25 protein-coding genes and 1 other annotated feature (1 of these 26 running past the window's edge) are annotated in these 24,778 nt (G+C 41.1%); of the genes, 3 read left to right on the top strand and 22 right to left on the bottom strand.

Annotation, left to right across the window (positions count from 1 at the left end; genetic code table 11):
* Positions 1–292: 292 nt before the first annotated feature.
* From JOC28_RS00195 to rpiA, 6 genes are all read right to left on the bottom strand, one after another.
* A complete protein-coding gene (locus tag JOC28_RS00195) occupies positions 293–1,054 on the bottom strand; it encodes a LytR family transcriptional regulator (protein ID WP_205008736.1) in 762 nt (253 codons plus the stop codon).
* Positions 1,044–1,760 carry a purine-nucleoside phosphorylase gene (gene deoD / locus JOC28_RS00190; RefSeq protein WP_205008633.1) on the bottom strand — a complete coding sequence of 239 codons (717 nt, stop codon included), beginning with the start codon at positions 1,758–1,760 and terminating at the stop codon, positions 1,044–1,046. The genes JOC28_RS00195 and deoD overlap by 11 nt, the downstream gene beginning before the upstream one ends.
* 241 nt (positions 1,761–2,001) lie before the next feature.
* Positions 2,002–2,721, bottom strand: a complete 720-nt coding sequence (locus JOC28_RS00185) for a glutamine amidotransferase-related protein (protein WP_205008632.1) — start codon at positions 2,719–2,721, stop codon at positions 2,002–2,004.
* 169 nt (positions 2,722–2,890) lie between these two features.
* Positions 2,891–3,700 (bottom strand): purine-nucleoside phosphorylase, encoded by an 810-nt coding sequence (locus JOC28_RS00180; protein WP_205008631.1) that lies wholly within the window; start codon positions 3,698–3,700, stop codon positions 2,891–2,893.
* A gap of 11 nt (positions 3,701–3,711) precedes the next feature.
* Positions 3,712–4,923, bottom strand: coding sequence for a phosphopentomutase (locus tag JOC28_RS00175; RefSeq protein ID WP_205008630.1), 1,212 nt, complete (start codon positions 4,921–4,923; stop codon positions 3,712–3,714).
* Between the two features lie 56 nt (positions 4,924–4,979).
* On the bottom strand, positions 4,980–5,651 hold the full coding sequence (gene rpiA, locus JOC28_RS00170) for a ribose-5-phosphate isomerase RpiA (protein ID WP_205008629.1): 672 nt from the start codon (positions 5,649–5,651) through the stop codon (positions 4,980–4,982).
* Positions 5,652–5,833: 182 nt separating this feature from the next.
* On the opposite strand from rpiA, the gene JOC28_RS00165 reads away from it, so the two are divergent.
* Both JOC28_RS00165 and mnmE read left to right on the top strand, forming a co-directional pair.
* Positions 5,834–6,556 carry a LexA family transcriptional regulator gene (locus JOC28_RS00165; RefSeq protein WP_205008628.1) on the top strand — a complete coding sequence of 241 codons (723 nt, stop codon included), beginning with the start codon at positions 5,834–5,836 and terminating at the stop codon, positions 6,554–6,556.
* 51 nt (positions 6,557–6,607) lie between these two features.
* Positions 6,608–7,975 carry a tRNA uridine-5-carboxymethylaminomethyl(34) synthesis GTPase MnmE gene (mnmE, locus tag JOC28_RS00160; protein WP_205008627.1) on the top strand — a complete coding sequence of 456 codons (1,368 nt, stop codon included), beginning with the start codon at positions 6,608–6,610 and terminating at the stop codon, positions 7,973–7,975.
* A 37-nt stretch (positions 7,976–8,012) separates the two neighbouring features.
* Here mnmE and JOC28_RS00155 read toward each other — a convergent pair whose 3' ends face one another.
* The 13 genes from JOC28_RS00155 to JOC28_RS00095 form a co-directional block, all read right to left on the bottom strand.
* Positions 8,013–8,606: a uracil-DNA glycosylase family protein gene (locus JOC28_RS00155; protein WP_205008626.1), complete on the bottom strand. Its 594-nt coding sequence runs from the start codon at positions 8,604–8,606 to the stop codon at positions 8,013–8,015.
* A 149-nt stretch (positions 8,607–8,755) separates the two neighbouring features.
* On the bottom strand, positions 8,756–10,174 hold the full coding sequence (locus tag JOC28_RS00150) for an LCP family protein (RefSeq protein WP_205008625.1): 1,419 nt from the start codon (positions 10,172–10,174) through the stop codon (positions 8,756–8,758).
* Positions 10,175–10,268: 94 nt separating this feature from the next.
* Complete coding sequence (pheA, locus tag JOC28_RS00145; RefSeq protein WP_205008624.1) at positions 10,269–11,093, bottom strand: prephenate dehydratase; 825 nt, start codon at positions 11,091–11,093, stop codon at positions 10,269–10,271.
* On the bottom strand, positions 11,090–11,566 hold the full coding sequence (locus JOC28_RS00140) for a shikimate kinase (protein ID WP_205008623.1): 477 nt from the start codon (positions 11,564–11,566) through the stop codon (positions 11,090–11,092). The genes pheA and JOC28_RS00140 overlap by 4 nt, the downstream gene beginning before the upstream one ends.
* A complete protein-coding gene (gene aroA / locus JOC28_RS00135; RefSeq protein WP_205008622.1) occupies positions 11,559–12,842 on the bottom strand; it encodes a 3-phosphoshikimate 1-carboxyvinyltransferase in 1,284 nt (427 codons plus the stop codon). Before aroA ends, JOC28_RS00140 begins: the two co-directional genes overlap by 8 nt.
* Before the next feature lie 200 nt (positions 12,843–13,042).
* Positions 13,043–13,963: an L-lactate dehydrogenase gene (locus JOC28_RS00130; RefSeq protein ID WP_205008621.1), complete on the bottom strand. Its 921-nt coding sequence runs from the start codon at positions 13,961–13,963 to the stop codon at positions 13,043–13,045.
* A gap of 51 nt (positions 13,964–14,014) precedes the next feature.
* A complete protein-coding gene (locus JOC28_RS00125) occupies positions 14,015–14,359 on the bottom strand; it encodes a YlbF/YmcA family competence regulator (RefSeq protein WP_205008735.1) in 345 nt (114 codons plus the stop codon).
* A 50-nt stretch (positions 14,360–14,409) separates the two neighbouring features.
* A complete protein-coding gene (locus tag JOC28_RS00120) occupies positions 14,410–15,516 on the bottom strand; it encodes a prephenate dehydrogenase (protein WP_205008620.1) in 1,107 nt (368 codons plus the stop codon).
* A 69-nt stretch (positions 15,517–15,585) separates the two neighbouring features.
* On the bottom strand, positions 15,586–16,752 hold the full coding sequence (aroC, locus tag JOC28_RS00115) for a chorismate synthase (protein WP_205008619.1): 1,167 nt from the start codon (positions 16,750–16,752) through the stop codon (positions 15,586–15,588).
* A complete protein-coding gene (gene aroB / locus JOC28_RS00110; RefSeq protein WP_205008618.1) occupies positions 16,753–17,820 on the bottom strand; it encodes a 3-dehydroquinate synthase in 1,068 nt (355 codons plus the stop codon). It lies immediately after the preceding gene.
* Positions 17,821–17,830: 10 nt separating this feature from the next.
* Positions 17,831–18,700: a shikimate dehydrogenase gene (locus tag JOC28_RS00105; protein ID WP_205008617.1), complete on the bottom strand. Its 870-nt coding sequence runs from the start codon at positions 18,698–18,700 to the stop codon at positions 17,831–17,833.
* Positions 18,690–19,367, bottom strand: a complete 678-nt coding sequence (gene aroD, locus JOC28_RS00100; RefSeq protein WP_205008616.1) for a type I 3-dehydroquinate dehydratase — start codon at positions 19,365–19,367, stop codon at positions 18,690–18,692. The genes JOC28_RS00105 and aroD overlap by 11 nt, the downstream gene beginning before the upstream one ends.
* Positions 19,364–20,530, bottom strand: coding sequence for a class I SAM-dependent rRNA methyltransferase (locus JOC28_RS00095; RefSeq protein ID WP_205008615.1), 1,167 nt, complete (start codon positions 20,528–20,530; stop codon positions 19,364–19,366). The genes aroD and JOC28_RS00095 overlap by 4 nt, the downstream gene beginning before the upstream one ends.
* 266 nt (positions 20,531–20,796) lie before the next feature.
* Here JOC28_RS00095 and JOC28_RS00090 point away from each other — a divergent pair, with 266 nt between their 5' ends.
* Positions 20,797–22,953 carry an LTA synthase family protein gene (locus JOC28_RS00090; protein WP_205008614.1) on the top strand — a complete coding sequence of 719 codons (2,157 nt, stop codon included), beginning with the start codon at positions 20,797–20,799 and terminating at the stop codon, positions 22,951–22,953.
* Positions 22,954–23,556: 603 nt separating this feature from the next.
* Here JOC28_RS00090 and rplT read toward each other — a convergent pair.
* The 3 genes from rplT to infC are packed head-to-tail and all read right to left on the bottom strand — an operon-like array spanning position 23,557 to position 24,745.
* Positions 23,557–23,916 carry a 50S ribosomal protein L20 gene (rplT, locus tag JOC28_RS00085; protein WP_000124839.1) on the bottom strand — a complete coding sequence of 120 codons (360 nt, stop codon included), beginning with the start codon at positions 23,914–23,916 and terminating at the stop codon, positions 23,557–23,559.
* A gap of 60 nt (positions 23,917–23,976) precedes the next feature.
* Positions 23,977–24,177: a 50S ribosomal protein L35 gene (gene rpmI, locus JOC28_RS00080; RefSeq protein WP_205008613.1), complete on the bottom strand. Its 201-nt coding sequence runs from the start codon at positions 24,175–24,177 to the stop codon at positions 23,977–23,979.
* Between the two features lie 37 nt (positions 24,178–24,214).
* Entirely contained in the window at positions 24,215–24,745 is a 531-nt protein-coding gene (gene infC, locus JOC28_RS00075) for a translation initiation factor IF-3 (protein WP_205008612.1), read from the bottom strand.
* A 14-nt stretch (positions 24,746–24,759) separates the two neighbouring features.
* Positions 24,760–24,778: a sequence feature (ribosomal protein L20 leader region), on the bottom strand (it continues 105 nt past the right edge of the window).

Here is a 24,778-nt window from a genome sequence, read left to right as displayed (position 1 = left end):
ATGGTTTCACCTTAACGTTTTTTATCAGATTTTCTTAAATGTTATAATCTCTTCAACACTTTCAATGTTCAAATTATGTACTTAGTATATCATCTCAAGATTAGAAAATCAACCATTTTGAACACAATTATATAAAAAAGCGTTACCAATTATGCATATTTGCAATTTATTATATTTTTAGAAGTCTAATTTTCGTTGAATTTCACAATTTTCTTTTATTTGTTTCTTCTTTTCATTTCCTTTCCGCAAAAAAACTCAGCCACATCTATTTGTAACTGAGTTTTTTTTCTTATTATAGAATAGTTTTTATCAATTGATTAACATAATCATAGTAAAAAGGTTGTCGTGAATAGTTGATTCCAGTTTCCTGAGCTAAGACAATCAAGGCAGACATAAAGTCTTGCGATGAGAATCCTGTTGTTGCTGCTAGTTCTTCTTCATCAAATGGCTTGATTAGATGAGCCAAAGGATTTCTGACTGTCTTTTCTAGTCTGCGTAATTCTTTTACACTCGCCTGAACCTCATCAGAAAGCTGACAATATTGCAAGAGTTCCAGCAAGGACTGACTTTTTACTTTGGAATCGATTCGTTTATAGATGAGTTTCTTGATATAAGGATTGCTGCTTTGAGACATCTTCTCAATATCCCAGGAATCATAATGGTAGTCTTTTGAATTATGAATATAGTCACTTAGGTCTGGAACAAATTGCTGCGCTAGGCGATAGAAAAGCCTATAAATAATCGGACTGACTGCCCTCACAAAATCAATCAGTTGATCATTAGCTAGTTTTGCTTCCAAATCCATCAGGTAGTTAGCTAATCGTTCTTCTTCTATATTATTGGAAAGGAGTTTGACATGATAGCTTGCTTCAATTTTCTCAATCCGATTTTGATGTTGAAAACTGTAATCAAGATTCAACTCCCTACGTTCACTCATCATTTTTAGGAGAAATAGAAGATCAGAATTACTATTATCTAACTGCTCTGCGATTGTCAAGGCGTGACTATAAGAATAGACATCCAAAAGGATGTCTAATATCTCTCTATGCTTCATCAGCAATGAGGGTCTCAAGACCCACTTTCATCATATCTGTGAAGGTATTTTGACGTTCTTCAGCTGTTGTGTCTTCGTCTGGGTTAACGAGACTGTCTGAAATAGTCATGATAGCAAGGGCATCAACATGATACTGCGCTGCCAAATAGTAAAGAGCTGCTGCTTCCATTTCGACAGCTTGAACACCAAGTTCACCCAATTTCATGTTACGTTCTGGCATGTTTGTATAGAAAACATCTGAAGACAAGACATTACCGACGTGAGTTGTGATACCCATGTCTTTTGCAATGTGATAAGCCTTGTCCAGCAAATCAAAGTTAGCGATTTGCGGGAAATCATACTCTGGGAAGTCGTTGCGAACGATGTTTGAGTTTGTTGCGGCAGCTTGGGCAAGAACAAGTTCACGAACATGTACATCTTTGTTAAGAGAGCCAGCTGTACCAACACGGATCAGTTTTTTCACACCGTAGTCGACAATCAACTCACGCGCATAGATAGAGATTGATGGCATACCCATCCCAGTACCCATAACAGAAACACGGTGACCTTTGTAGGTACCAGTGTAACCAAACATGTTACGCACTTCATTGAAACAAACAGCGTCCTCAAGGAAGTTCTCCGCAATAAATTTAGCACGAAGGGGATCCCCAGGAAGAAGAATTTTGTCAGCAATCTGACCCTGCTCAGCAGCAATATGGATAGACATAAGATATTTAGGACAAGAGAGGAATATGGTAAAAATAGAAAACTGACAATATGACAATTTATCTTTATTACACTATTCTTCAGTTCGAATCCTCTTAAAAGAATTCGATGTCCATTCCTTTCTAATAAGATACGAAGGGCATTAAGCGGACATAGCCAAAATAAGAGTTTAGACGAAAAACCTAAACGTTCTTGGAAAAACAAACTTTTTGGCATAGTCCTTAGCCCGTATTCAATTCTTTTTATTTTTTATTGTTTTGATGTGTGAGTGAATCTAGAAAAGCAAAGAGGCTTTGATTCATTTGACTATAATCGTATAGCATAATACTTGTTTCATTTTGAACATAGGTCAGCTCTTGACTCATTTTTACAAGATCTTCTTCTGCTGCTATCAAGTCTGGTAGAACCTCTTGATTAAATTCCAAGTGACATTGAAATCCATAATGATTGTCAGCATACTTTACAATCTGTCTAGGACAACCTTGGCTAGTCGCTAACACCTGAGCATATTCAGTCAAACCTGGCATGTCACCATGCCAATGCCCGACACTTAGTCCTTGCTCAAAAGTAGACAGATGAGCGTCAGCCAGTCCTTCCTGAGTTAATTCAATTGGAAAGACTCCGATTTCTCTTTCTGGACTATGTTCAAAAGCTGCGCCATAGGCTACTCCAAGGAGCTGGGCTCCGAGACAGACACCGACGATGGGCTTTTTAGACTGAATGAAGTCTTGCAGCAGAGCAATTTCCGCCAGCGGATGATAATAAGGAAAGTTCTCCAAATCCTCATCAGGGCTCTGTGGACCTCCCATGACAATCAACATGTCGTAGTTCATAGCCGAGCTAGGAAGAGGATCTTCCAGATAGACCTTGGTCATGCTGACCTCATGCCCACGCAACTCAGCCCAATCAAGATAGGCAGCAGGCTGCTCAAATGACTCGTGAAGTATAAAATGAATGTGCATACTGCCCCTCCTTACTTACTTCTTTTTCTGTGAAATCGCGACGCCTAGCCAAGTTGTGCCAATACAGAACCAAACAGGGACCATTGTGCGATTGCCAGAAAACAGACTGATGACTGCCACAAGATAGGCAAGTGCTGCTGCAATATAGCACCAATTTAATGATTTCATCTTACAACTCCGCCAAGATAGCTTTTACCAAACCTTTAAAGTCTTCTTTGATTTGTTCAGTCACAGCAACGACCTCTGCGTGGTTGAGTTCTGATTGGAAACCAGCCGCAAAGTTTGTGATGGCAGAGATACCAAGAACCTTAAGTCCTGAATGCGCAGCAACGATAACTTCTGGAACAGTTGACATACCAACAGCATCTGCACCGAGCGTCTTGAAGGCACGGATTTCAGCAGGTGTCTCGTAGGTTGGACCTGTCACACCAATATAAACGCCATTATCTAGCTTGATGCCAAGTTTTTGGGCAACGGCATGCGCTGTCTCACGGTAGGCAGGCGTGTAGGCATTTGACATGTCAGGGAAACGTGGACCAAACTCCTCCAAGTTTTCACCAATCAATGGATTTTGACCAGTCATGTTGATGTGGTCTGTGATTGCCATGAGAGTACCAGGTCCAAAGCCGATACCTCCAGCTGCATTGGTTACAATAACACCCTCGCAACCAAGAGCTTTCATCACTCGAACTGGGAAAGTAACGGTTTCAAGTGGATTTCCTTCATAAAAATGGAAACGTCCTTGAAGTGCCAAGACTTTACGCCCAGCCAAATCACCGAAAACCAATTTACCAGCATGACCAACAACTGTTGACTGACCCCAGTTTGGAATATCTGCGTAATCAATGACAATTGCATTGTCGATTTCTTCAGCTAATTCACCAAGACCAGAACCCAAAATCAAACCAAATTCTGGTTTTTCAATACCTTTACTTTCAAGAAAGGCTTGTGTAACACGAATATTTTCAAGTAGTGACATAAAAACCTCTTTTATTTCAATTCATCCAAGAATGACTGTCCAATCATGGCAGTATCGACACCGAAGTTGTCAGCGATTGTTGCAGAGATATCTGCAAAGTGACCGACTGGAATGACTCCATTGCCTGTAAATGCTGGGCTATAAGCCAAAAGCGGAATGTATTCACGGGTGTGGTCTGTTCCTGCATAAGTCGGATCGTTACCGTGGTCAGCTGTGATGAGGAGAAGGTCATCTTGACGCATAGCAGCAATGATTTCTGGCAAACGCTCATCAAATTCGTGCAAGCAATCACGGTAACCGTGGGCGTCACGACGGTGACCATAGAGAGCATCAAAGTCAACTAGGTTTGTGAATGAGAATCCTTTCTGGAACTCTTCCAGTCCCATAGTCTTAATCAAAGTATCCATACCGTGGCTATTTGATTTGTTGTGTCCCATGTCATTTGTGATACCTGAGCCGTTGAAAATGTCTGAGATTTTACCAACAGAGTAAGTTGGCACACCAGCGTCAGCCAATTTATTCAAAACAGTATCTTCGAAAGGTGACACAGCAAGGTCACGGCGGTTGGCAGTACGTGTGAAGTTACCTGGCTCACCCACATAAGGACGGGCGATGATACGACCTAGAAGAGCAGGACGTTCTAGGGTAATGCTACGCGCATACTCACAGATACGATAGAGCTCATCAAGTGGGATAATGTCTTCGTGGGCTGCGATTTGGAGAACTGGGTCAGCTGATGTGTAGATAATCAACTCGCCAGTTTCCATTTGGCGAGGACCAAAATCGTCGATAACAGCGGTTCCTGAATAAGGTTTGTTAGCTTCACGGATGACCTTACGACCTGAAAATTCTTCAATTTTCGTCAAGATTTCTTCAGGGAATCCATTCCAGAAAGTATCGAAAGGCTCAGTGATATTGAGTCCCATGATTTCCCAGTGACCAGTCATAGTATCCTTACCGAGTGATACTTCTTCCAATTTTGTGACGTAACCAGTTGGATTTTCTTCAGCTGGAACAGTTTTAATTGGTGTCTCACGAGGAATATTTCCAAGACCGATTTTAGCCATGTTCGGCACATTAAGACCAACTGTTTTTGAAATATGTCCTAAAGTATCTGAAGCACCGTCAGGTACGCCAGCATTTGAAAAATTGTTAGCGTCTGGTGCTGCTCCGATCCCAACAGAATCAAGGACAACCAAGTGGATACGATTAAATTTACTCATGATATTGCTTTCTAAGGGTGGTTACGGTTAGCACCCAAGACCTGTAATAAATTATTTTAACGTTCTAAAACCTTAACGCCATCTTTACCTGCGACAATAACTTTATTGACCATGCCGTTAAAGAGACCGTGGTCAACAACACCTGTCATGGCTTTGAGCTCTTGACCAAATGAAACAGGGTTTTCAATGACACCCAAATCAAGGTCAATGATGAAGTTCTTCATATCAGTCACAAAGCGCACGCCATCGTACTCACGGAATGATGGTTTGTAGCCTTTTGTTTCAAATTCACGGAAAATACGCTCTGCACCATATTGAACAACCTCAACAGGTAATTTGAATGCACCAAGTTTCTCAACGATTTTGCTTTCATCAACAACCCAAATGTATTCTTTAGTTGGTGTGGCAACGATTTTCTCCATAAGAAGGGCTCCGCCACCACCTTTAATACCGTTGAAGTCTGGATCAACCTCATCAGCACCGTCAACAGTAACATCGATACTATCGATATCATCGACAGCTTTAAGAGGAATACCGAGACCTTGAGCCTGCTCAGTTGTACGACTTGAAGTGGTTACACCGATAACTTGGAGACCTTCTTCATTGACACGGCGACCGATTTCTTCAACGAAGTAATAAGCCGTCGAACCCGTTCCAAGACCAACAATCATGCCATCTTTGACATACTGCGCTGCTGTTACACCAGCGATTTTTTTCAATTCTTCCATGACTACCTCCAAATAATAGCTTTTGACATAGTTATCCTAATTATATCATGAAAGCGTAAACTTGTAACGCAAAGACTTAGAAAAATCCGAACTTTAACCATCTTATCATTTTAGTAGTTTTCTCTTGTTCTTTTTTGAGAACGGTGTTATAATGTATCAGAATCTTACTGATGAGGTAAATTATGCGATCTAATCAAGAAATTATCAACCTAATCTCCAAAGAAAAAGAGGCTCAGGGGATGTCTTTGAGCGAATTGGCAAGACAGGTTGGAATGGCAAAGTCTGCTGTTTCTGCCTATCTCAATGGTAATCGTGACTTCCCTTTGAATCGTGCCCAAGACTTTGCGGATGCACTTTCCATCGACTGCCATTTTCTACTTGGTATGGAGAATAATCAAGCGACCGAAACATTGACCAAACTCTATCAACAATTAGAGGAAGACAGACAAGAAAAGGTGCTGGATTTAGTCCAAAAAGAGTTCCAGCGTCAGCTTTCTCAGGAAAATCAAGAACCCGTCTATACTGTCAAAGCAGTTACAAAACTAGCTGCTGGGCTAGGCTATGCTTTCAATGACTACGACTATCAAACCGTCCAGGTCTCTCAGGAACCTCCACGTTATGACCTTGCATCTATTGTGAGCGGTGATTCTATGTATCCTGACTATCGAAACGGAGATATTGTCTATCTTGTTGACAAGGGCTTTTCTCGTTATGATGGTGAGGTTTGTGCTGTTGCAGTCAATGACAAAACCTTCTTAAAGAAAGTTTATCTAGAAAAGGAGCAACTCCGTCTTGTTTCTATTAACCCAGACTACGATGATATTATCATTCCCTTCCCACCTAATGAAGATGACCACATTCGTATCTTTACAGTAATTGGTCGTGATTCAACTATTAGTATTTAGAAACTTATAAGTTCGAGAAAAAATCTGGAATACCTATATTAAAGGAGTAAAATGATTACAAAGGAATTTGATACAATTACGGCTATTGCAACTCCACTCGGTGAGGGTGCTATTGGTATCGTCCGCATTTCTGGTACAGATGCCATTGCAATTGCCAACAAAATTTTTAAAGGAAAAGATCTTGAAAAGACTGATTCTCATACCATCAACTACGGTCATATCGTTGAAAATGATCAAGTCGTCGATGAAGTCATGGTCAGCCTCATGCGAGCTCCAAGAACCTTCACTCGAGAAGATGTTGTCGAGATCAATACTCACGGAGGACTTGCAGTCACAAATGAAATCCTTCAACTTGTTATCCGTTCTGGTGCAAGAATGGCAGAGCCTGGCGAATTTACCAAACGTGCCTTCCTGAATGGTCGTGTTGACTTGACCCAAGCCGAAGCCGTGATGGATCTTATCCGTGCCAAAACAGACAAGGCAATGGCTGTCGCTGTTTCACAATTAGACGGTTCTTTAAAACATCTCATTGATAACACTCGCCAAGAAATCCTCAATACATTAGCTCAAGTAGAGGTTAATATTGACTACCCTGAATATGACGATGTTGAGGAGATGACTACTGCTCTCATGGCTGAAAAGACTGCTGAATTCCAAGAACTTCTGGAAGGTTTATTGCGTACTGCAAAACGTGGTAAAATCCTACGTGAAGGACTCTCTACCGCTATCATTGGTCGTCCAAACGTCGGAAAATCAAGCCTTCTCAACAATCTTCTTCGTGAGGAAAAAGCAATCGTTACCGATATTGAAGGAACGACTCGTGATGTCATCGAAGAGTATGTTAATATCAAAGGTGTTCCACTTAAACTGGTTGATACAGCGGGAATCCGAGAAACTGATGATGTTGTTGAAAAAATTGGTGTTGAGCGTTCTAAGAAAGCACTTGAGGAAGCTGATCTCGTTCTCCTTGTCCTCAACGCTTCTGAAAAATTAACAGATCAAGACAAACAATTACTTGAAATCAGTCAATGCAGCAATCGAATTATCTTGCTGAACAAGACTGACCTAGATAGTCAAATTGAGCTTGATTTGCTACCTGATGATTACATTCCTATCTCAGTCTTGAAAAATCAAAATATCGATCAAATTGAAGATCGAATCAATCAACTCTTCTTCGACAATGCTGCTGAAGTTGAAAAAGATGCTACCTACCTCTCGAATGCACGTCATATCAGCTTGATTGAACAGGCTGTTGAAAGTCTAAAAGCTGTCAATCAAGGTCTTGAATTTGGTATGCCAGTTGACCTCCTCCAAGTAGATATGACCCGTACTTGGGAAATTCTTGGTGAAATCACTGGTGACGCCGCTCCAGATGAATTGATTACACAATTGTTCAGCCAATTCTGTCTTGGTAAATAGAGATAAATATAAAAAGAGTTTGAAATTCCAAACTCTTTTACTTTGTACTTTTTTCAATAATTTCTGCAACCCGTCTTTGCAGGTCTGGGATAACTTCTTCCATAAACCATGGATTTTTTGCCTGCCAGATATTATTTCTTGGAGATGGATGAACCAGCGGAAAAAATTCTGGTAGATAGTCTTGGTAATTTCTGACTGTATCTGTAAGTTTGGCTGAGGATTTTTGATGTAGATAGTAGCGCTGTGCATAATTTCCAATTAGAAGGATTAATTCTATCTGGGGCGCTAACTCTAGGGTCTTCTCATGCCACTTCTCTGCAAATCCCTTTCTAGGTGGAAGGTCACCTGATTTTCCAGTACCTGGAAAATAATAGTCCATGGGAACTACTGCGAATAAGCCAGAATTGTAGAAAAAGTCCTTATCCACACCGAGCCATTTTCTCAGATTATCACCGCTAGGGTCATTCCAGTAGAGTCTTGATTCCTGAGCTCTGATGCCGGGAGCCTGTCCTACAATATTAATGCGGGCTGTTTCAGGGACAGTGAATAGTGGTTCAATCCCTTTCTGTGTAAACTCCTTATTCTGAGGATCAGCCATTATGGCTGCAGTTAGTGATTCAATCGTTTCCATTATATTCTCCTCTATCTATATAAAAGAGACTGAGCCTATTCTACATGAACATTGACCCAATCTCTTCTTTGTGAATCTTATAAAGCTTTAAGCTTGTTAAGTCGCTTTGCAACTTCCAAGTTTCTTCCTTATCTCAATCCTCTACGCTATTAACGTAATCCGAGGTCAGATAATTTCTGCTTGTAGGTATCAAAGTCAATAGAAAGACCTAGACCACCGTACATGTCATATTCATCTACCCAATCGCCGTACTCTGGAATGGTCGTTTGTTCAACACCTTTAGAGAGACTAGATATATTTGAAAGTCCTAGACTAGTGATATCTCCAAAACTCATATTTGTAGACGTCAAGGCATAAATTTTACCCAAGGCAGTAGCTCCATTCAAGAAGGATGCTGGATTCTTCACCTGACTAATCAAAGCAGATAGAACCTGTTGTTGACGTTTGGTACGACCATAATCTCCTTCGTCATCCTTACGGAAACGTGCATAGTTCAGCAGGGTACGACCATCCATCCTCTGTTTACCAACAGAGATAGTCTGATTTGGTACCACACCATCTTTCATATTAAGGTCATCAGGCACTTCAACAGAAGTTACTTCCTCACCATCTACGGTTGAAAACTGAGCGTCAATTTCGACACCATTAGGAAACATGGTATCAACGGCTTCAGCGAAGGTCTCAAAGTCAACCATCATATAGTACTTGATATCAATATCATAGTTGTTTTTCAGAGCCTGACGCATGTATTCGGCACCTTGACCATTGTCCTGCTCACCGAGGTTAAAGGCAACATTCAGCTTTTGATCATAGGAATAATCGCTGTAACTGACTCCTGGAATATTGATTAAGGTATCACGCATAAAGCTGACTAGCTTGATTTTACCTTCCTTGTTACCAACATTCAAGACCATAATTGTGTCCGTACGAGCATCAGTCGAACCTTGGGTTACACGCTGGTCACTTCCCAAGATCAGGATATTAACACCATCGCTAGTATCCTGACCATTGAAAGTTTCCTGAACTGCTGGCGAGTAGTCGCTAGAACCAGAAGTTACCTCATTCATCCCTTTGATAAAGTTAAAAATAAGCACTCCAAAGACAAGAAAAAGTATAGCGAAAATAGCTAAAAGACTTCGCTTAACGATTTTCCACTTGCTTCCCTTTTTAGCTGGCGCCTTTTGGGATTTCCTTTTTTTATTTCTTTTTGGTAAAAATGGCTGAGCTGCTTTTGTCACTTTCTGACTTGATTCAGAACCTGGATATTTTGGCAAGCCTTGATCCGTGTATGCAGAATTATCCTGATAATCAAGAGATTCTTGATTGTCATAATAAGGATCTGTGACAAACTGTTCTGACTCATAGTAAGGGTCATCGTATGACTGATAACTTGTGTCGACTGATTCAGAATAAGCAATCTCTTCTTCGTAAGATAACTCATTCATGCGATCAGTCAAATAATCCAGTTCTGCCCTTTCTTTATCACTCAGATAATGGATATTCTTTAGGAGATAGTCGTAGCGCAGCTGCTCATGTCGGCTTAAGCGACTTCTATCATTTCTATTCATCTTTTAATCTCTTATACTTCTTCTTTATTTCCTAAAAACTCAAAAAACCAAAAGATTCTTACGGATTTTCCTAGAATCTTTTGTTAATAAATCTCTAAATGCGATAAACATCGTATTGCCCTAAAATCTTATAGGCGATACCCAAACTAGATAGTTCTTCTAAAGCATAGCCAACTAATTCTTCCTTATGATTTTCAAAATCAATAATAAAGAAGTACTCACCCAGAACTGTTTTCAAGGGTCTGCTTTCAATCTTGGTAAGGTCAATCCCACGCCAGGCAAAAACAGACAAAGCCTTATAAAGAGCCCCTGGCAGATTGTCAGGAAGGGTAAATGCAAGAGAAATCTTGCTATCGATCTGAGTTAAGGGAATAGGCTGCGCCTCGTGTCCCAGAACCCAAAAGCGAGTATAGTTCTCTTCAATTTCCTGAATATCCTTTGCCACAACGGTCAAGCCATACTCACGCGCTGCTGCATCTGGTGCGATAGCAGCGTAAGGCTGATTGGGATTTTGTGCTACAAAACGGGCAGCGTAGGCAGTACTGGCTGTCAATTCGATCTTAGCATCAGGATAATTTTCTTTTACAAATTTCTTCCCTTGAGCAATGGCCTGCGGATGCGAAAAGATTTTCTCAATCGACTTTTGACTGTCAGTCGCCATCAACTGCTGCTTGATTGGTTGAATAATCTCTACCACCGCTTCAATGTCTGCCTGATGAAAAAGATAGTCTGAAGTCTCATGAACAGATCCCTCAATGGAATTCTCAACAGGGACAATGGCATAATCAACCAAGCCTTCTTCATATGATTTGATGACTTCAGTGATATTAGCAAAGGGAAGAAGGTCTTCATTTGGAAATGATTTCAATGCTGCATTATGCGTAAAGGAACCTGATGGTCCTAAATAGCCAACTTTCATCGGATTTCCTCGATAATTTCTTCAGGTGTTTTACCTGCAACCTCAACAATCTTATTAGCCGCCTCTTGATACCAGTCTTGACGACCATCAAAGATAGCTTTGAAATCTGCTCTGCTATTGTTCTCAAAAAGGGGACGAACGTTGACCTTGTCCCTGGAGATACGGTCGCAAAGCGTATCAAAATCAGCTTTAAGGTAGATAGTGTGATCATTATTTGCCAAAATCTGACGATTTGCCTCGGTCACGACTACGCCTCCACCTGTCGAGATGACGGCATCTGTCTCAGCAAGCTCAGCTAAGACCTGACTCTCAATCTGACGAAAGGCCGCTTCACCTTCTTTGGCAAAGAAATCTGAAATCGACATACCGATACGCTCAGTGATGAGAGCATCCATGTCAATATAGTTTGGATCTAGCAACTTGGCAATGGTAGATTTACCAGAACCCATAAAACCGATAATAATCTTAGCCATTTGACAATGCCTCCATGTGGTCGAAGAAACTTGGATAACTTGTGTTGATTGCCTCAGCACGTTCGAGTGTCAGTTCACCTTCCTCAGCGATCAGACCTGTAATAGCAGCCATCATTCCGATACGGTGGTCACCGAAAGTATTGATTGTTGCACCATGAAGGGCAGTTTTACCTTGAATGATCATTCCGTCATCAGTCGGTGTGATATCTGCACCCATGGCATTAAGGGCGTCAGCCACAACCTGAATACGGTCTGTTTCCTTAACTTTAAGCTCTTCGGCATCTTTGATGACTGTTTTACCATTTGCCTGAGTCGCCAAAAGCGTGATAATAGGCAGCTCGTCAATCAAGCGAGGGATAATATCGCCTGCAATCTCAGTAGCTTGAAGGTCAGAAGTTTCAACTGTGATAGTCGCTGACTTAGCGATATCATCGATGTTTGATAGCTCAATCTTACCACCCATAGCCTTGATAACGTCAATAATACCCGTACGTGTCTCGTTGATACCGACATTTTCAAGAACCACTTTTGAATTTGGGACAATAAGCCCTGCTACCAACCAAAAGGCAGCTGACGAGATATCACCTGGTACAGTAACCTCTTGTGCTGTGAACTCCTGTCCGCCAGAAATACGGATTTCCTTGTCATTAACACTAATCTGACCACCAAATTGGACAATCATATCCTCTGTGTGGTTACGTGTTTTTTCTTTCTCAATAATGACTGACTCACCATCTGCTTGAAGGGCCGCAAAAATAAGGGCAGACTTAACCTGAGCAGATGCAACTGGAAGCTGATAAGAAATTGGTTTTAATGACTTGCTACCGTGCATTTTGAGCGGAGGAAGGTCACGATCCGTCTGACCAGAAACCTCGACACCCATCTGTCTCAATGGAATTGTGACACGGTCCATGGGACGTTTTGAAAGGGAATCATCACCAAACATCTCAACATCAAAATCCTGACCAGCTAAAACACCTGAAATCAAGCGGATTGATGTTCCAGAATTTCCCATGTCCAACTTATTTTGAGGGGCTTTCAAACCATCGAAACCAACACCGTGGATTTCAACCACATCGCCCTTGTCCTCAATCTCAACACCCAGATCACGGAAAACCTGCATAGTTGATAAGACATCCTCACCACGAAGAATGTCATAGACACGAGTGACACCCTTAGCAAGACTACCGAACATGATAGAACGGTGACTGATTGATTTATCTCCTGGAACTCGGATGGTTCCTCTTAGCTGTTTAACATTGGTTTTTAATTTCATGACAGAACTCCCATACTAGCATTATTGACTTCCATTATACCATAAAATGTCTGAAAATTTTGAGAGTAGTCACAAATTCAAGAAGAAATCCTTTACAAGAAAAGAGTCCAGATCAAATTGATCCAGACTACTCCTTATTCTATTGAATTGACAAAGGTATCAATTCAGCTTTCTGAAAACGACTTTGGACAATCCAAGCTTTATTCTGCAAGCACAGCCTCTACTCTTTCTTTAATCAGTTTGGCTGACGCAGCAAGCTTGATTTCTTCTTCCTCTGTTAGGTTGAGTTCTACTCTTTCAACTATTCCATCACGACCAATAATAGCTGGGTAACCAAGATAGGTCTGGAATTTTTCCTGATAAGAGGAAACAGGTAGGACCTCCTTAGCATCCGTTAGAATCTGCTCAATCAAGCGACAAGCACTAGCGGCAATTCCAAAACTCGTATAGCCCTTACCATAAAAAACGGTATGGCCACCCTTGACTGCCGCCAAATTAAGCTCCTCACGTTGATCTCTAGTTGTCAAATCCATAATCGACTGCCCCTTCAGACTAACCTGACTCCAAGCAACAAATTGTGAATTTCCATGCTCACCAAGATTGTAACCCGAGACACTCTTTGGATTAACTTCAAATGCTTTACCCAAAGCACGTTTCATACGAGCAGTGTCTAGGAGCGTACCTGTACCAAAGACTTTTTCCTTTGGAAAACCTGTGTAGTGCTGATAAAGAGCACAAACGGCGTCACACGGATTCGTGATAACCAGTAAAATCCCCTTAAAACCAACCTCGACTAGGCGCTTGGAAACTTCCTTAACCGCAAGTTTTGTAAAGGGAAATTCAGCAAAGCGATCCTCACCAGCATTGTGCTGTAGAGCGATATTTCCCAAAGCAGAAACAACGATATCCGCATCAGCTAGTGCTTGATAATCATTAACTTCTATGTGTGCAAATTGCTTAAGATTTGCCATGGCATCTTCAAAATCAAGGGCGTCAGCTTGTGATTTTTCCTCACTAACATCAATAAAAACATAGGATTCTGCCATCCCTTGACAAATTAAGCTGTGCGCCAAAGCAGCTCCGACATTTCCCAGCCCAATAATTCCGATTTTTCTAGCCATCTTCGACCCCTCCTATCCAAAAAAGCTAGGAAATTCCCAGCCTTTCGATTTTTAATTTTCTTGATTCAAATCCTGTAAAGGTTTAAAAATGATGCGTTCGATATCATTGATATAAACACCAAGCGCTTGTTGAGCATCAAAGAAGGCTTTCAAAGCTGGTTTCGCTTCAATTTTTTGACCCAAGTCTTGAAGAGCTTCTTGATCTTCTTGAGAAGGCATTTGACCTGTTTGCATTTGCGTATAGAGTTTTTGTTGGAAAGCTACAAACTCTTCAAAAAGAGCTTTGCTTTCTGGATCTGTTTGAAAAGCTTCTTGTTGCTTTTCTACTGCTTGATACTCAGGAAGTGCACGAATAGCACGTTCCAATTCATTTGCCAAATCATAAATATTTGCCATCATTTTTCTCCTTATTCATTAGTGATACAATCCTTTTTCAGAGCCCGTTTTTAAATAATGGCTACTGAGTAAGGGGTGTTTTCTGAAATAACTTGCTCAGCATGTGCCAAGTCTTTTTGATTTTTAAAGCTGATTTGAAGGATACCGCTGATATCTTCTCGGTTTTCCTCGTTGATTCGAATGTTGACGATTGAAGTTCCACGTAGCAATTCCAAAATGTTGAGGATAACATCTTCTTCGTCAGGAACATCAACGAAAATATCGTATGAACTCTCAACTCCGCCACGCTTATGGATTTCCATCTGCTTGCGAGTCGCTCTGCCATTGTCAAAGAACTCCCAGAGAGCATCCTCATCATCCTGATCTAAGAGGCGACTAATATGATCCAAACGAGACTTAAAGTCCTCAATACGATCCTTGACCGCCTCCTTGTTGGTCATGAGAATGCTGGTCCACATGCCAGGTTCACTCTCGGCGATACGGGTCATATCTCTGAAACCACCCGCCGCAAAGTGGTTGGTCATCTCATGCTCCTTAGCATAAGCACCAGCCTGCTCCATCAAACTTGAAGCAATCAAGTGAGGGAAGTGAGAGATTTGGCTGGTAACACGGTCATGCTCAGCTGGGTCAATCTCGACATAACGTGCCAAAAGCCCAGAAAAAAGCTCCTTAAGCTCAGGAATCGTCTCCTCCTTGGTCAAAGATGAAGGCGTGAAAATATAGTAGGCATTTTCAAACAAGGTCACGTCAGCTGCAATGGCACCAGACTTATGCGAGCCCGCCATAGGGTGCGAACCGACGAATTGGATGTCTTTCCCTTGGAGAAATTGCTCTGCAGCATCCACAATAGCCTTCTTCGTCGAACCAGCATCTGTAATAATGACATTTTCCTTAAGAGGCAGCTCCGCTAGCAACTCCAAAAACTGAATGGTCTGCTTGATAGGTACTGCTAGAATAATAACATCAGCCAGCGGTGCAAATTCAGCAAAATCACCTGTGGCACGATCAACGATTCCTCGTTCCAAGGCGATGTTTCGTGACTTATCAGAACGGTTGTAACCGAGAATCTCATAGTCTGGATGATCACGTTTGATCCCCAAAGCCAGCGATCCACCAATCAATCCCAAACCAGCCACATAAATTACTTTTTTAGGCATTTTTTCTTCCTTTATCAAAAAAGAGTGGCTTGACTGCTAGACAAGACAAGCTGACACTCTTTTTCTATCTTAGAAATGTTTCACATAGTCACGGTGAGCCGCAACAGCTTCCTTCAATTCTTCCAAGTTATCAGATGAGAATTTATCTAGGATTTCTGTAGCAACAACAGTTGCAACAACAGACTCCATAACCACACCTGCTGCAGGAAGAGCCGTCGGATCTGAACGCTCAACGGTTGCCTTGTAAGGCTCATGCGTTTCAATATCAACTGACATCAATGGTTTATAAAGTGTTGGGATAGGCTTCATGACACCTCGGACCACGATTGGTTGACCATTAGTCATACCACCCTCGAAACCACCAAGATTATTAGTGCGACGAGTATAGCCCTCTTCTTCATTCCAAAGAATTTCGTCCATAACTTGTGAACCCTTGAGATAACCATCTTTGAAGCCAAGTCCAAACTCAACCCCTTTGAAAGCATTGATAGAAACAACCGCTTGAGCAATCTTGGCATCAAGTTTTGTATCCCATTGAACAAATGAGCCTAGACCAACTGGCACACCACCGACGATTGTTTCAACAACACCACCGATTGTGTCACCTTCTTTTTTGATTTGGTCAATATAATCTTTGATTTCTTGTTCACGTTCTTGATTAACAACTGAAATCTCTGATTTTTGTGCCAATTCTTTAATTTGAGACACTGTCAGATTTTCAGGAACATCGATTTCCTTACCACCGAAGACAACAACGTGGTTAGCAATCTCAATATCAAGCTCTTCCAAGATACGTTTAGCGACAGCACCAACTGCAACACGCATAGTGGTTTCACGCGCTGATGAACGTTCCAAAGAGTTACGTAAGTCATCAAAACGGTATTTCATCCCACCGACCAAGTCAGCATGACCAGGACGTGGATGAGTGATTTTACGTTTTGTTTTGAGACGATCCTCAATATCTTCAACCGCCATAATTTCAAGCCATTTCTGGTGGTCACGGTTGGTAACATTAAGGGTGATAGGAGCACCTGTTGTCTTACCGTGACGAACACCTGCTGTGATTTCCACCTGGTCTGACTCAATCTTCATACGACCGCCACGACCATATCCACCTTGGCGACGTTTGAGGTCCTTATTAATATCTTCTGCTGTCAAAGGCAAACCAGCTGGCACACCTTCAATAATTGCCGTTAGACGTGGGCCGTGCGACTCACCTGCTGTTAAATATCTCATTTATTTCACCAAATAATCTTTCATCTCTTCTAAAGGAATTTGATTAATAGCTGCGCTTCCAATCTCAGGAACAATAACTGTCTTGATACTGTTACCACGAGCCTTCTTATCATGTGTCAAGGCCGCATAGAGCTCATCAATCTTCCAAGGTTCATGGTCAACTGGCAAGCCAAATTTTTGGCACATGGCAATAATCTGCTCTGTGATACCAGCAGGCATCAAACCTTTTTGCTCTGCCACACGAGAAATCTGTACCATACCAATTGCCACAGCTTCTCCGTGCATAACCTTACCATAACCTGCTGTCGCTTCAATGGCGTGACCGATGGTATGACCAAAGTTGAGGTACATACGAACCCCACCTTCCTTCTCATCATCGACGACAACCTTACGTTTCACGTCACAAGAACGGTAGATAATCTCCTCAGCATGATCAAGAATGGCTTGAGGGCTTCCTTCCATTTGACCAAGAAGTTCCCAAAGTTCAACGTCATCAATCAAACCGTATTTGACAACCTCACCCATACCTTCAATCAGCTCACGCTGACCAAGCGTATTGAGTACCTCTGGGTCAATCAAGACACCGTCTGGCTGGGCAAAAGTTCCCACGATATTTTTAGCAAGCGGTGTGTTAACACCCGTCTTACCACCAATTGACGAATCAACTTGAGCAGTCAATGACGTTGGCATTTGCAAAAAATGAATACCACGCATATAAGTTGAGGCAACAAAACCAGCCAAGTCCCCAACAACGCCACCGCCGAGAGCAACAATACCATCACTTCTGGTCATGCCATTCTTAATCAAGAACTCATAAGCCTTGTTAACTGTGGTTAGATTCTTACTTGATTCACCCTCTAAGAAGTCAAAGACGATGACTTCAAAACCTGCATCTTCGATAGCCAACTTAACCTTTTCAGCATAAAGTGAGCCAACATGGTTATCAGTGATAATAGCTACCTTTTGAGGTTGCCATAGTTCTTTAACCCACTGACCAGCTTGAGAAAGGGCACCTTTTTCAATAATAATATCATAAGGGTGGTGGGGTAGATTAACATTGAGTTTCATAGATAACCTCCTAGTTAGCCTTGTATTTTTCCTCGAGTGCTTGCCAGATTTCATCAGTTGGCATAGCTTGTCCAGTCCAAAGTTCAAAGGCTTCCGCTGCTTGGAAAAGAAGCATGCCAAGACCATTGAGTGCTGTCAAACCTTTACTGCGTGCTAATTTCAAGAATGGTGTTTCAAATGGTTGATAGACTACATCAGCCACAGTCAAACCTGCAGGAAATTCAAAATCTTCCTTGATAATCATTGACTTACCATCCATACCAACACTAGTTGCATTGACAAAAAGGTCTGAAGTAAGCACTTTTTCTTGAATAAGTTTTAGGTCTTCAACAGCGAAAACCTCAAGTTCAACACCTGTTTTGTCTGAGAGCTCTGCTGCTTTTTCACGAGTCGCATCCAAAAATTCAGTCTGGTTGAAGATATTGATTTTTGTTGCGCCATTAAGAGCTGCCTGTGCAATCAAAGCTGTCGCAGCACCGCCTCCACCGAGAATGGTCATGACCTTACCTTTAACATCAAAATCCGCAAAGGTTGCAAGGCTTCTAAAGAAGCCGATACCGTCAGTATTGTGCCCAATAAGTTTGCCATCACGGTTGATAACGGTATTGACCGCACCAATCAAGCTAGCTGAATCTGTCAATTCATCCATATAAGGAATAACTGTCTGCTTGTAAGGCATCGAGATATTAACACCGAACATGTCGTAACGCTTGACGTTTTCAAGTGAAACTGCCACATCTTCTTCTGGGACATCCCAGGCAACATAGACACCATTAACACCTGTTTTGTCAAAGGCATAATTGTGAATAAAAGGTGAAATAGAGTGTTTAATCGGCGTTGCTACAACAGCTGCCAATCGTGTGTGTCCATCAATCTGCATCGAGTATCTCCTTGAAACGTTTCATTTCTGCTAGTGAAATTTGACCTGGAGCGCTTGCTTGTTCAAAGCTAGCAAAGGTCCAGCAAGAACCAGTGATATTCCCTGCCAAACGTGACAGTTTACCAAGTTCGCCCATCGACATGGTTGCGTAAGCCTGCTCAGGATTGAGCGTCTTGAAACCACGAGTGTAGTTCATCAAATCCAGCACATCCTGCTCATTCTCAGGCATAACCGCAATCTTAACCACTCGTGGTGCAAGAGCTGTCAATTCTGAGAAGACCTCCATCAAATTCTCAGGTGTCTCATCAAAGTTGTGATAAGACAGAACCAAATTTGGGAAATCCATCATCTTGTCAAAGACTGACTGATAGGAGAAATATTCAAAATCAATATAATCTGGCTGGTAGAGCGAAGCGACATCCTTGATAAGAGCCACATATTCTTTGTCTGTTAGCGACAAGCGTCCGCCTTCCCTTTCAGTACGAATAGTAAAGATGATTTCTAGCCCTGCAAATTTTTCAAAAATCGCTGGCGCTACTGTTAAAATATCATCCTTAGCCAAAAAATCTGCTCGCCACTCAATCAAATCCGCATGTTCAAACTTAGCAGGATCCAACTGGTTAGCTTCCTCAAGATTCTTTGGCATAATTGGAACTACAATCTTCATTTGTTAACCCTAATTGTAAATACCTTGAGGTAGTTACTACTTTCATCTTTCTTATTTACTGTAAAATCACTTGGTAATTGCTTGAGGTCCAAATAAGTATGTTTGACCTGTCCAAATCCTTTTTCAAGCTGTTTTTCAAACTGCTTAATGGTCAGATTTGATGCATTTGTTGATGCGATAATAGTGCCCTTAGGACTAAGAATCTCTAGAGCCTGCGCAATCAACTTGTGATAATCTTTAGCGACCGAAAAGGTCTGTTTTTTATTTCTGGCAAAGCTAGGTGGATCGATGACAATCACATCATAAGTCAATCCGTGGCGTTTGGCATAGCGATAATAATCAAAAACATCCATGACCATGAATTTATGATTTTCTAAGTCAAAGCCATTAGCTCTAAAGTGGGCTTGGGATAATTCAACAGAACGTTTCGCCAAGTCTACCGAAGTTGTCTCACTGGCTCCGCCCATAGCTGCCGCAACTGAGAAAGCTGCGGTATAAGAAAACATATTAAGAACCGACTTACCAAGCGCCAGCCCATTGACCAAGGAATCCCTAACCTCATGTTGGTCTAGGAAAATCCCAGTCATCAGACCGTCGTTGAGGAAGACCTCATAGCTGACGCCATTTTCAAGAATGGTAAAGGTTTCAGGTGCCTCCTTCCCGTATATAAAGGCTGACTCATAGTCCAAACCTTTGAAACGAATCTTCTCATAAGCACCGAGAATCTCAGGAAAAACTGCTTTGAAAGCATCCAAGATAAGCTCTTTATACTCATAGATATAGGTGTTATACCATGAAAAGAGGGCAAAGTCATTGTAGAGATCAATGGTAAAACCACCAAAATTATCTCCATCTTGGTTAAAGACGCGATAAGCAGTCGTCAAGTCTGACTCTCTGAACTGCTGACGCTTGGCCTTAGCTTTTTTCAGTAAATTTTCAAAATAAACTTGATTTAAAGTGACTTCCTGTCTGGAAATCAACCATCCCACACCCTTATTCTGCTTTGAGAGATAGGCCGTTCCCAAGAACTGGCTTGACTTCTGACTGTATAACAAAACAAGGTCGTCTGTCACTTCTAAATCCGGAAAATCTCTTCCGTCTAGAAGCTGAATTCCTTTCTTAATCTTTTTTTCAGCAATCGATTCTATGTATAGTTTTTTCATGGTAACATTATACCAAAAATTCTGACAATAAGATAGTATCCTCTTTGAAAAACTAAGTGTCCTTACTGACTTACAAGTCAACTTGTGAAGCATATCTGCAAACCTATACATTGCTTAGCTATGCTATTTGAAAACAATTATGAAAATAACGATTTTCAAAAGTGTTTCAAGTCCTAAATCTGACTTTTTTAGGGGACAGCGACCTAACTTATGGTATAATTTAGATTGAGATTTTATTTAGGAAATATACTCGAGGAAAAAAACTCATGAAAAAAATAAGCAGCGCCTTAGGTCGAATTATCAGTACTCGACTCGGCTTCGTTTTTACCCTACTTATTTGTTATTGGCTAAAATCTATTTGGGCTTACAATGTTGATTTTACCCTTGATATTCAGACACCTTATCAATTCTTTTTGTCTATTTTAAATCCACTTCCAATTGGACTACTCTTTATTGGACTGGCTTTATATATCAAGAATACAAAGGGATTTTACATTACTACTTGGATTCTTTATAGTATTCTCAATATTCTTCTTATTGCAAATGCTATCTACTATCGCGAGTTTTCAGACTTCATTACGATTAGTGCCATGCTTGCTAGTTCTAAAACGTCAGCTGGTTTGGGAGATTCAGCTCTGAACCTCCTTCGATTCTGGGATATACTTTTTATTATTGACTATGTTATCCTAGCAATCTTATTTTTAACTAAACGTATCAGGACTGACAAGAGACCATTCAACAAACGTGCAAGTTTTGCGGTGACTGCTCTCTCAGGTATGCTCTTCACAGCCAATCTCTTTATGGCTGAAATTGACCGTCCTGAACTTCTTACACGCGGTTTCTCAAACTACTATATCGTCCGTTCTATCGGTCTTCCCGCCTTCACTGCTTACAGTGCTAACCAGACCTATCAGGCTCAAAAAGAAAGAAGCGCAGCTACTGCTGATGACCTGACAGAAGTTAAATCTTACGTTTCTGAGCACTATGCCGCACCAAATGACCAGTATTATGGAATTGCCAAAGGAAAGAATGTTATTGTTATTCACTTAGAAAGTTTCCAACAATTCCTTATCAATTACAAGTTGACGGTTGATGGACAATCTTATGAAGTTACGCCCTTCCTCAACTCCCTCTATAATTCAAACTCTACCCTAGCCTTCTCAAACTTCTTCAACCAGGTTAAAGCTGGTAAGACATCTGATGCTGAGACCCTCATGGAGACATCTCTCTTCGGTCTTAATAGCGGATCTTACATGGTAAACTATGGTGGTGATAACACTGCCTTTGCTGCTCCTTCAATCCTAGCTCAAACTGGTGGCTATACCAGCGCTGTTTTCCACGGAAATGTCGGTTCTTTCTGGAATCGTAACAATACCTACAAACAGTGGGGCTACAACTACTTCTTTGATGCCAGCTATTTTGAAGATCAAACGGATAGCAACTCCTTCCAATATGGTCTAAATGATAAGTACTTCTTCAAAGATTCCATTAAATATTTGGAACGTATGCAACAACCTTTCTACGCAAAGTTCATCACCGTTTCAAATCACTATCCCTACACAAGTTTAGATAATGAAAGTAGCGAACAAGGTTTCCCACTTGCTCAAACAGATGACGAAACCATCAACGGTTACTTCCAAACTGCTAACTACTTAGACTCAGCACTCAAATCATTCTTTGATTATTTGAAAGCTTCTGGTCTCTATGATAATTCAATCATCGTCCTTTATGGCGACCACTATGGTATCTCAGATTCACGTAATACAAGTCTAGCTCCGCTATTGGGCAAAGACTCTCAAACATGGACTGAATATGACAATGCCATGATGCAACGTGTTCCATACATGATTCACATCCCAGGCTACACAGGTGGTGGTGTCCAAGATACCTACGGTGGTGAAGTCGATGCTCTACCAACACTGCTTCACATTCTTGGAGTTGATACAAGTAACTATGTCCAAATGGGCCAAGATTTACTTTCAAAAGACAATGATCAGACCGTTGCACTAAGAACATCTGGATACTACATTACGCCAGAGTATACAAGCTACAAAGGACATCTCTACTACACCAAAACTGGCCAAGAGATTACTAATCCGGACCAATCGACTCAGGATGCTACAAACCAAATCAAACAAGCTGTAGCAACTCAACTTTCTATGAGTGATGCCGTTCAAACAGGGGATCTGCTCCGCTTTGACACAGACAATGGACTCAAAACAGTTGATACATCAACCATTTCTTATTCAAAACAATTCCAACAGGAAAAAGATATCGAAAAAGAACTCGGAACTGCTTCAACCAGTCTCTATAGTCAAAATGGTAATCAATCTACAGTTGACCTTTTCAACGCTCCAAGCTATATGCAATTACATGGAACCAGCTCTAGCTCAAGCAGCAGCTCATCAAGTTCAAGCAATTAAAAAAGAGAGTGGGACAAAAATCGGTAATTCCGAAGGAATTCGATTTTGTCCCACCTCCGCACAGTTGAGTAGGGCTGTAAGAGTTGATTTATTGATGCTCAAACAATCCACTGGACTGTTTGAGGTGGGAAATAAGGAAAACGTAGCTTTCATCCTATCCACTCAGCAGTGGTTCATTGGCACTAAAGTGCCTAATGAACTGTGCAGGGGAAACTCTAAGTTAGTTAAAACTAACAGAGTTTCTCCCAACCACTGCGTCTTACACATCAGACTAAAACAAGAAAGAGGACTAGGAGTTTTTTCCAAACCTCTTTTTTGTTTGCTAGCAAAGGCATTCCTCAGATACTTTCGCCGGACGTCAGGTAAAACTATTCAGTAAGTGAATTCAAGAATTAGTAAAATTCCATTTAAGCCTCTTCGCTTTTTTGGTTTCAGCTTATTCTATCAGACTGGTTTGGTTAAAGCTACGTTTTCTACATTCCACACATAAAATAGAGATAAACGACTCCTACTTCTACTCTTCTTACCCTCAGTCACAATACTAGAAATTTAAAAAGACATAAAAAAAGAAGTTAGACTTATAGCCTAGCTTCTTTTTACATATTATTTGCCAAGTTTTGCTTTAGCAGCATCTGCAAGAGCTGTGAAAGCTGCTGCATCGTTAACTGCCAAGTCAGCAAGCATTTTACGGTTAACTTCGATTTCAGCAAGTTTCAAACCGTGCATCAATTGTGAGTATGACAAACCGTTCATACGTGCAGCTGCGTTGATACGAGTGATCCAAAGTTTACGGAAATCACGTTTTTTCTGACGACGGTCACGGTATGCATAGTAGTAAGAGTTCATTACTTGTTCTTTTGCAGTACGGAACAAGATGTGTTTTGCACCATAGTAACCTTTAGCAAGTTTCAATACACGTTTACGACGTTTGCGTGATACAACGCCACCTTTAACACGAGCCATTTATATTTTCCTCCGAATAATTCTTTAATCTGTCTGTTTAATGTTTACTGGAAAACCTTATTATTTAAGGCGAGTAAGCATTGATTTAATACGTTTGAAGTCACCTGAATGTACCATTCCTGCTTTACGAAGGTGACGACGTTGTTTTTTAGTTTTACCGTGGAAACGGTGTGATGTGAAGGCACGGAAGCGTTTCAATCCACCTGAACCTGTACGTTTGAAACGTTTAGCTGATGCGCGGTGTGTTTTTTGTTTTGGCATTTTAAAAATTCTCCTCTTAAAATAGTTCTTGTGACAATTATTTTTTGTCAGGAATTGGTGCAAGTTGCATAAACATCTGGCGTCCATCCATCTTAGCACGTTGCTCAATAATCGCAATATCTTGCGTTGCTTCAGCAAACTCAGCCAATACCTTTGCTCCAATTTCTTTGTGAGTAATCATACGACCTTTAAATCGGATAGAAACTTTAACCTTGTTTCCTTTTTCAAGGAATTTACGGCCATTACGAAGTTTTGTTTCAAAGTCACCTTTATCGATAACTGGACTGAGACGAACTTCTTTGACAGTCACAACGCTTTGTTTTTTACGTTGTTCCTTTTGTTTCTTCTGATACTCAAACTTGAACTTACCATAGTCCATAATTTTAGCAACGGGTGGCGTAGCTTGTGGCTGGATTAAAACCAAGTCAACGTTAGCTTCATCAGCAATTGCTTGAGCTTCTGACAAAGGTTTAATACCCAATTGTTCACCTTCAAGACCAACAAGACGAACTTCACGGACGCGAATCTCGTCGTTAATGAATAGATCTTTTTTAGCTATGATCTTCACCTCTTCATTTTTTTAGAGAAAACCAAAAGCGGA

It is taken from the genome of Streptococcus loxodontisalivarius, from assembly GCF_016908645.1.
Classification (GTDB): Bacteria; Bacillota; Bacilli; order Lactobacillales; family Streptococcaceae; genus Streptococcus; species Streptococcus loxodontisalivarius.
The sequence above is the reverse complement of the archived record's forward strand: the minus strand, read 5'-3'. Positions and strand labels throughout refer to the sequence as shown.

Excerpts from the sequence above, each read along its gene's own strand:
- aroD (WP_205008616.1), bottom strand. The coding sequence starts at position 19,367 with ATGAAGATTGTAGTTCCAATTATGCCAAAGAATCTTGAGGAAGCTAAC.
- JOC28_RS00120 (WP_205008620.1), bottom strand. The coding sequence starts at position 15,516 with ATGCCTAAAAAAGTAATTTATGTGGCTGGTTTGGGATTGATTGGTGGA.
- JOC28_RS00180 (WP_205008631.1), bottom strand. The coding sequence starts at position 3,700 with ATGTCACTACTTGAAAATATTCGTGTTACACAAGCCTTTCTTGAAAGT.
- JOC28_RS00105 (WP_205008617.1), bottom strand. The coding sequence starts at position 18,700 with ATGCAGATTGATGGACACACACGATTGGCAGCTGTTGTAGCAACGCCG.
- aroC (WP_205008619.1), bottom strand. The coding sequence starts at position 16,752 with ATGAGATATTTAACAGCAGGTGAGTCGCACGGCCCACGTCTAACGGCA.
- aroA (WP_205008622.1), bottom strand. The coding sequence starts at position 12,842 with ATGAAATTAAAAACCAATGTTAAACAGCTAAGAGGAACCATCCGAGTT.
- JOC28_RS00195 (WP_205008736.1), bottom strand. The coding sequence starts at position 1,054 with ATGAAGCATAGAGAGATATTAGACATCCTTTTGGATGTCTATTCTTAT.
- JOC28_RS00090 (WP_205008614.1), top strand. The coding sequence starts at position 20,797 with ATGAAAAAAATAAGCAGCGCCTTAGGTCGAATTATCAGTACTCGACTC.
- JOC28_RS00095 (WP_205008615.1), bottom strand. The coding sequence starts at position 20,530 with ATGAAAAAACTATACATAGAATCGATTGCTGAAAAAAAGATTAAGAAA.
- JOC28_RS00155 (WP_205008626.1), bottom strand. The coding sequence starts at position 8,606 with ATGGAAACGATTGAATCACTAACTGCAGCCATAATGGCTGATCCTCAG.
- aroB (WP_205008618.1), bottom strand. The coding sequence starts at position 17,820 with ATGAAACTCAATGTTAATCTACCCCACCACCCTTATGATATTATTATT.
- JOC28_RS00150 (WP_205008625.1), bottom strand. The coding sequence starts at position 10,174 with ATGAATAGAAATGATAGAAGTCGCTTAAGCCGACATGAGCAGCTGCGC.
- rplT (WP_000124839.1), bottom strand. The coding sequence starts at position 23,916 with ATGGCTCGTGTTAAAGGTGGCGTTGTATCACGCAAACGTCGTAAACGT.
- JOC28_RS00140 (WP_205008623.1), bottom strand. The coding sequence starts at position 11,566 with ATGGCTAAGATTATTATCGGTTTTATGGGTTCTGGTAAATCTACCATT.
- JOC28_RS00125 (WP_205008735.1), bottom strand. The coding sequence starts at position 14,359 with ATGGCAAATATTTATGATTTGGCAAATGAATTGGAACGTGCTATTCGT.
- deoD (WP_205008633.1), bottom strand. The coding sequence starts at position 1,760 with ATGTCTATCCATATTGCTGCTGAGCAGGGTCAGATTGCTGACAAAATT.
- JOC28_RS00130 (WP_205008621.1), bottom strand. The coding sequence starts at position 13,963 with ATGGCTAGAAAAATCGGAATTATTGGGCTGGGAAATGTCGGAGCTGCT.
- rpmI (WP_205008613.1), bottom strand. The coding sequence starts at position 24,177 with ATGCCAAAACAAAAAACACACCGCGCATCAGCTAAACGTTTCAAACGT.
- JOC28_RS00175 (WP_205008630.1), bottom strand. The coding sequence starts at position 4,923 with ATGAGTAAATTTAATCGTATCCACTTGGTTGTCCTTGATTCTGTTGGG.
- JOC28_RS00165 (WP_205008628.1), top strand. The coding sequence starts at position 5,834 with ATGCGATCTAATCAAGAAATTATCAACCTAATCTCCAAAGAAAAAGAG.
- rpiA (WP_205008629.1), bottom strand. The coding sequence starts at position 5,651 with ATGGAAGAATTGAAAAAAATCGCTGGTGTAACAGCAGCGCAGTATGTC.
- JOC28_RS00185 (WP_205008632.1), bottom strand. The coding sequence starts at position 2,721 with ATGCACATTCATTTTATACTTCACGAGTCATTTGAGCAGCCTGCTGCC.
- pheA (WP_205008624.1), bottom strand. The coding sequence starts at position 11,093 with ATGAAAGTTGGCTATTTAGGACCATCAGGTTCCTTTACGCATAATGCA.
- mnmE (WP_205008627.1), top strand. The coding sequence starts at position 6,608 with ATGATTACAAAGGAATTTGATACAATTACGGCTATTGCAACTCCACTC.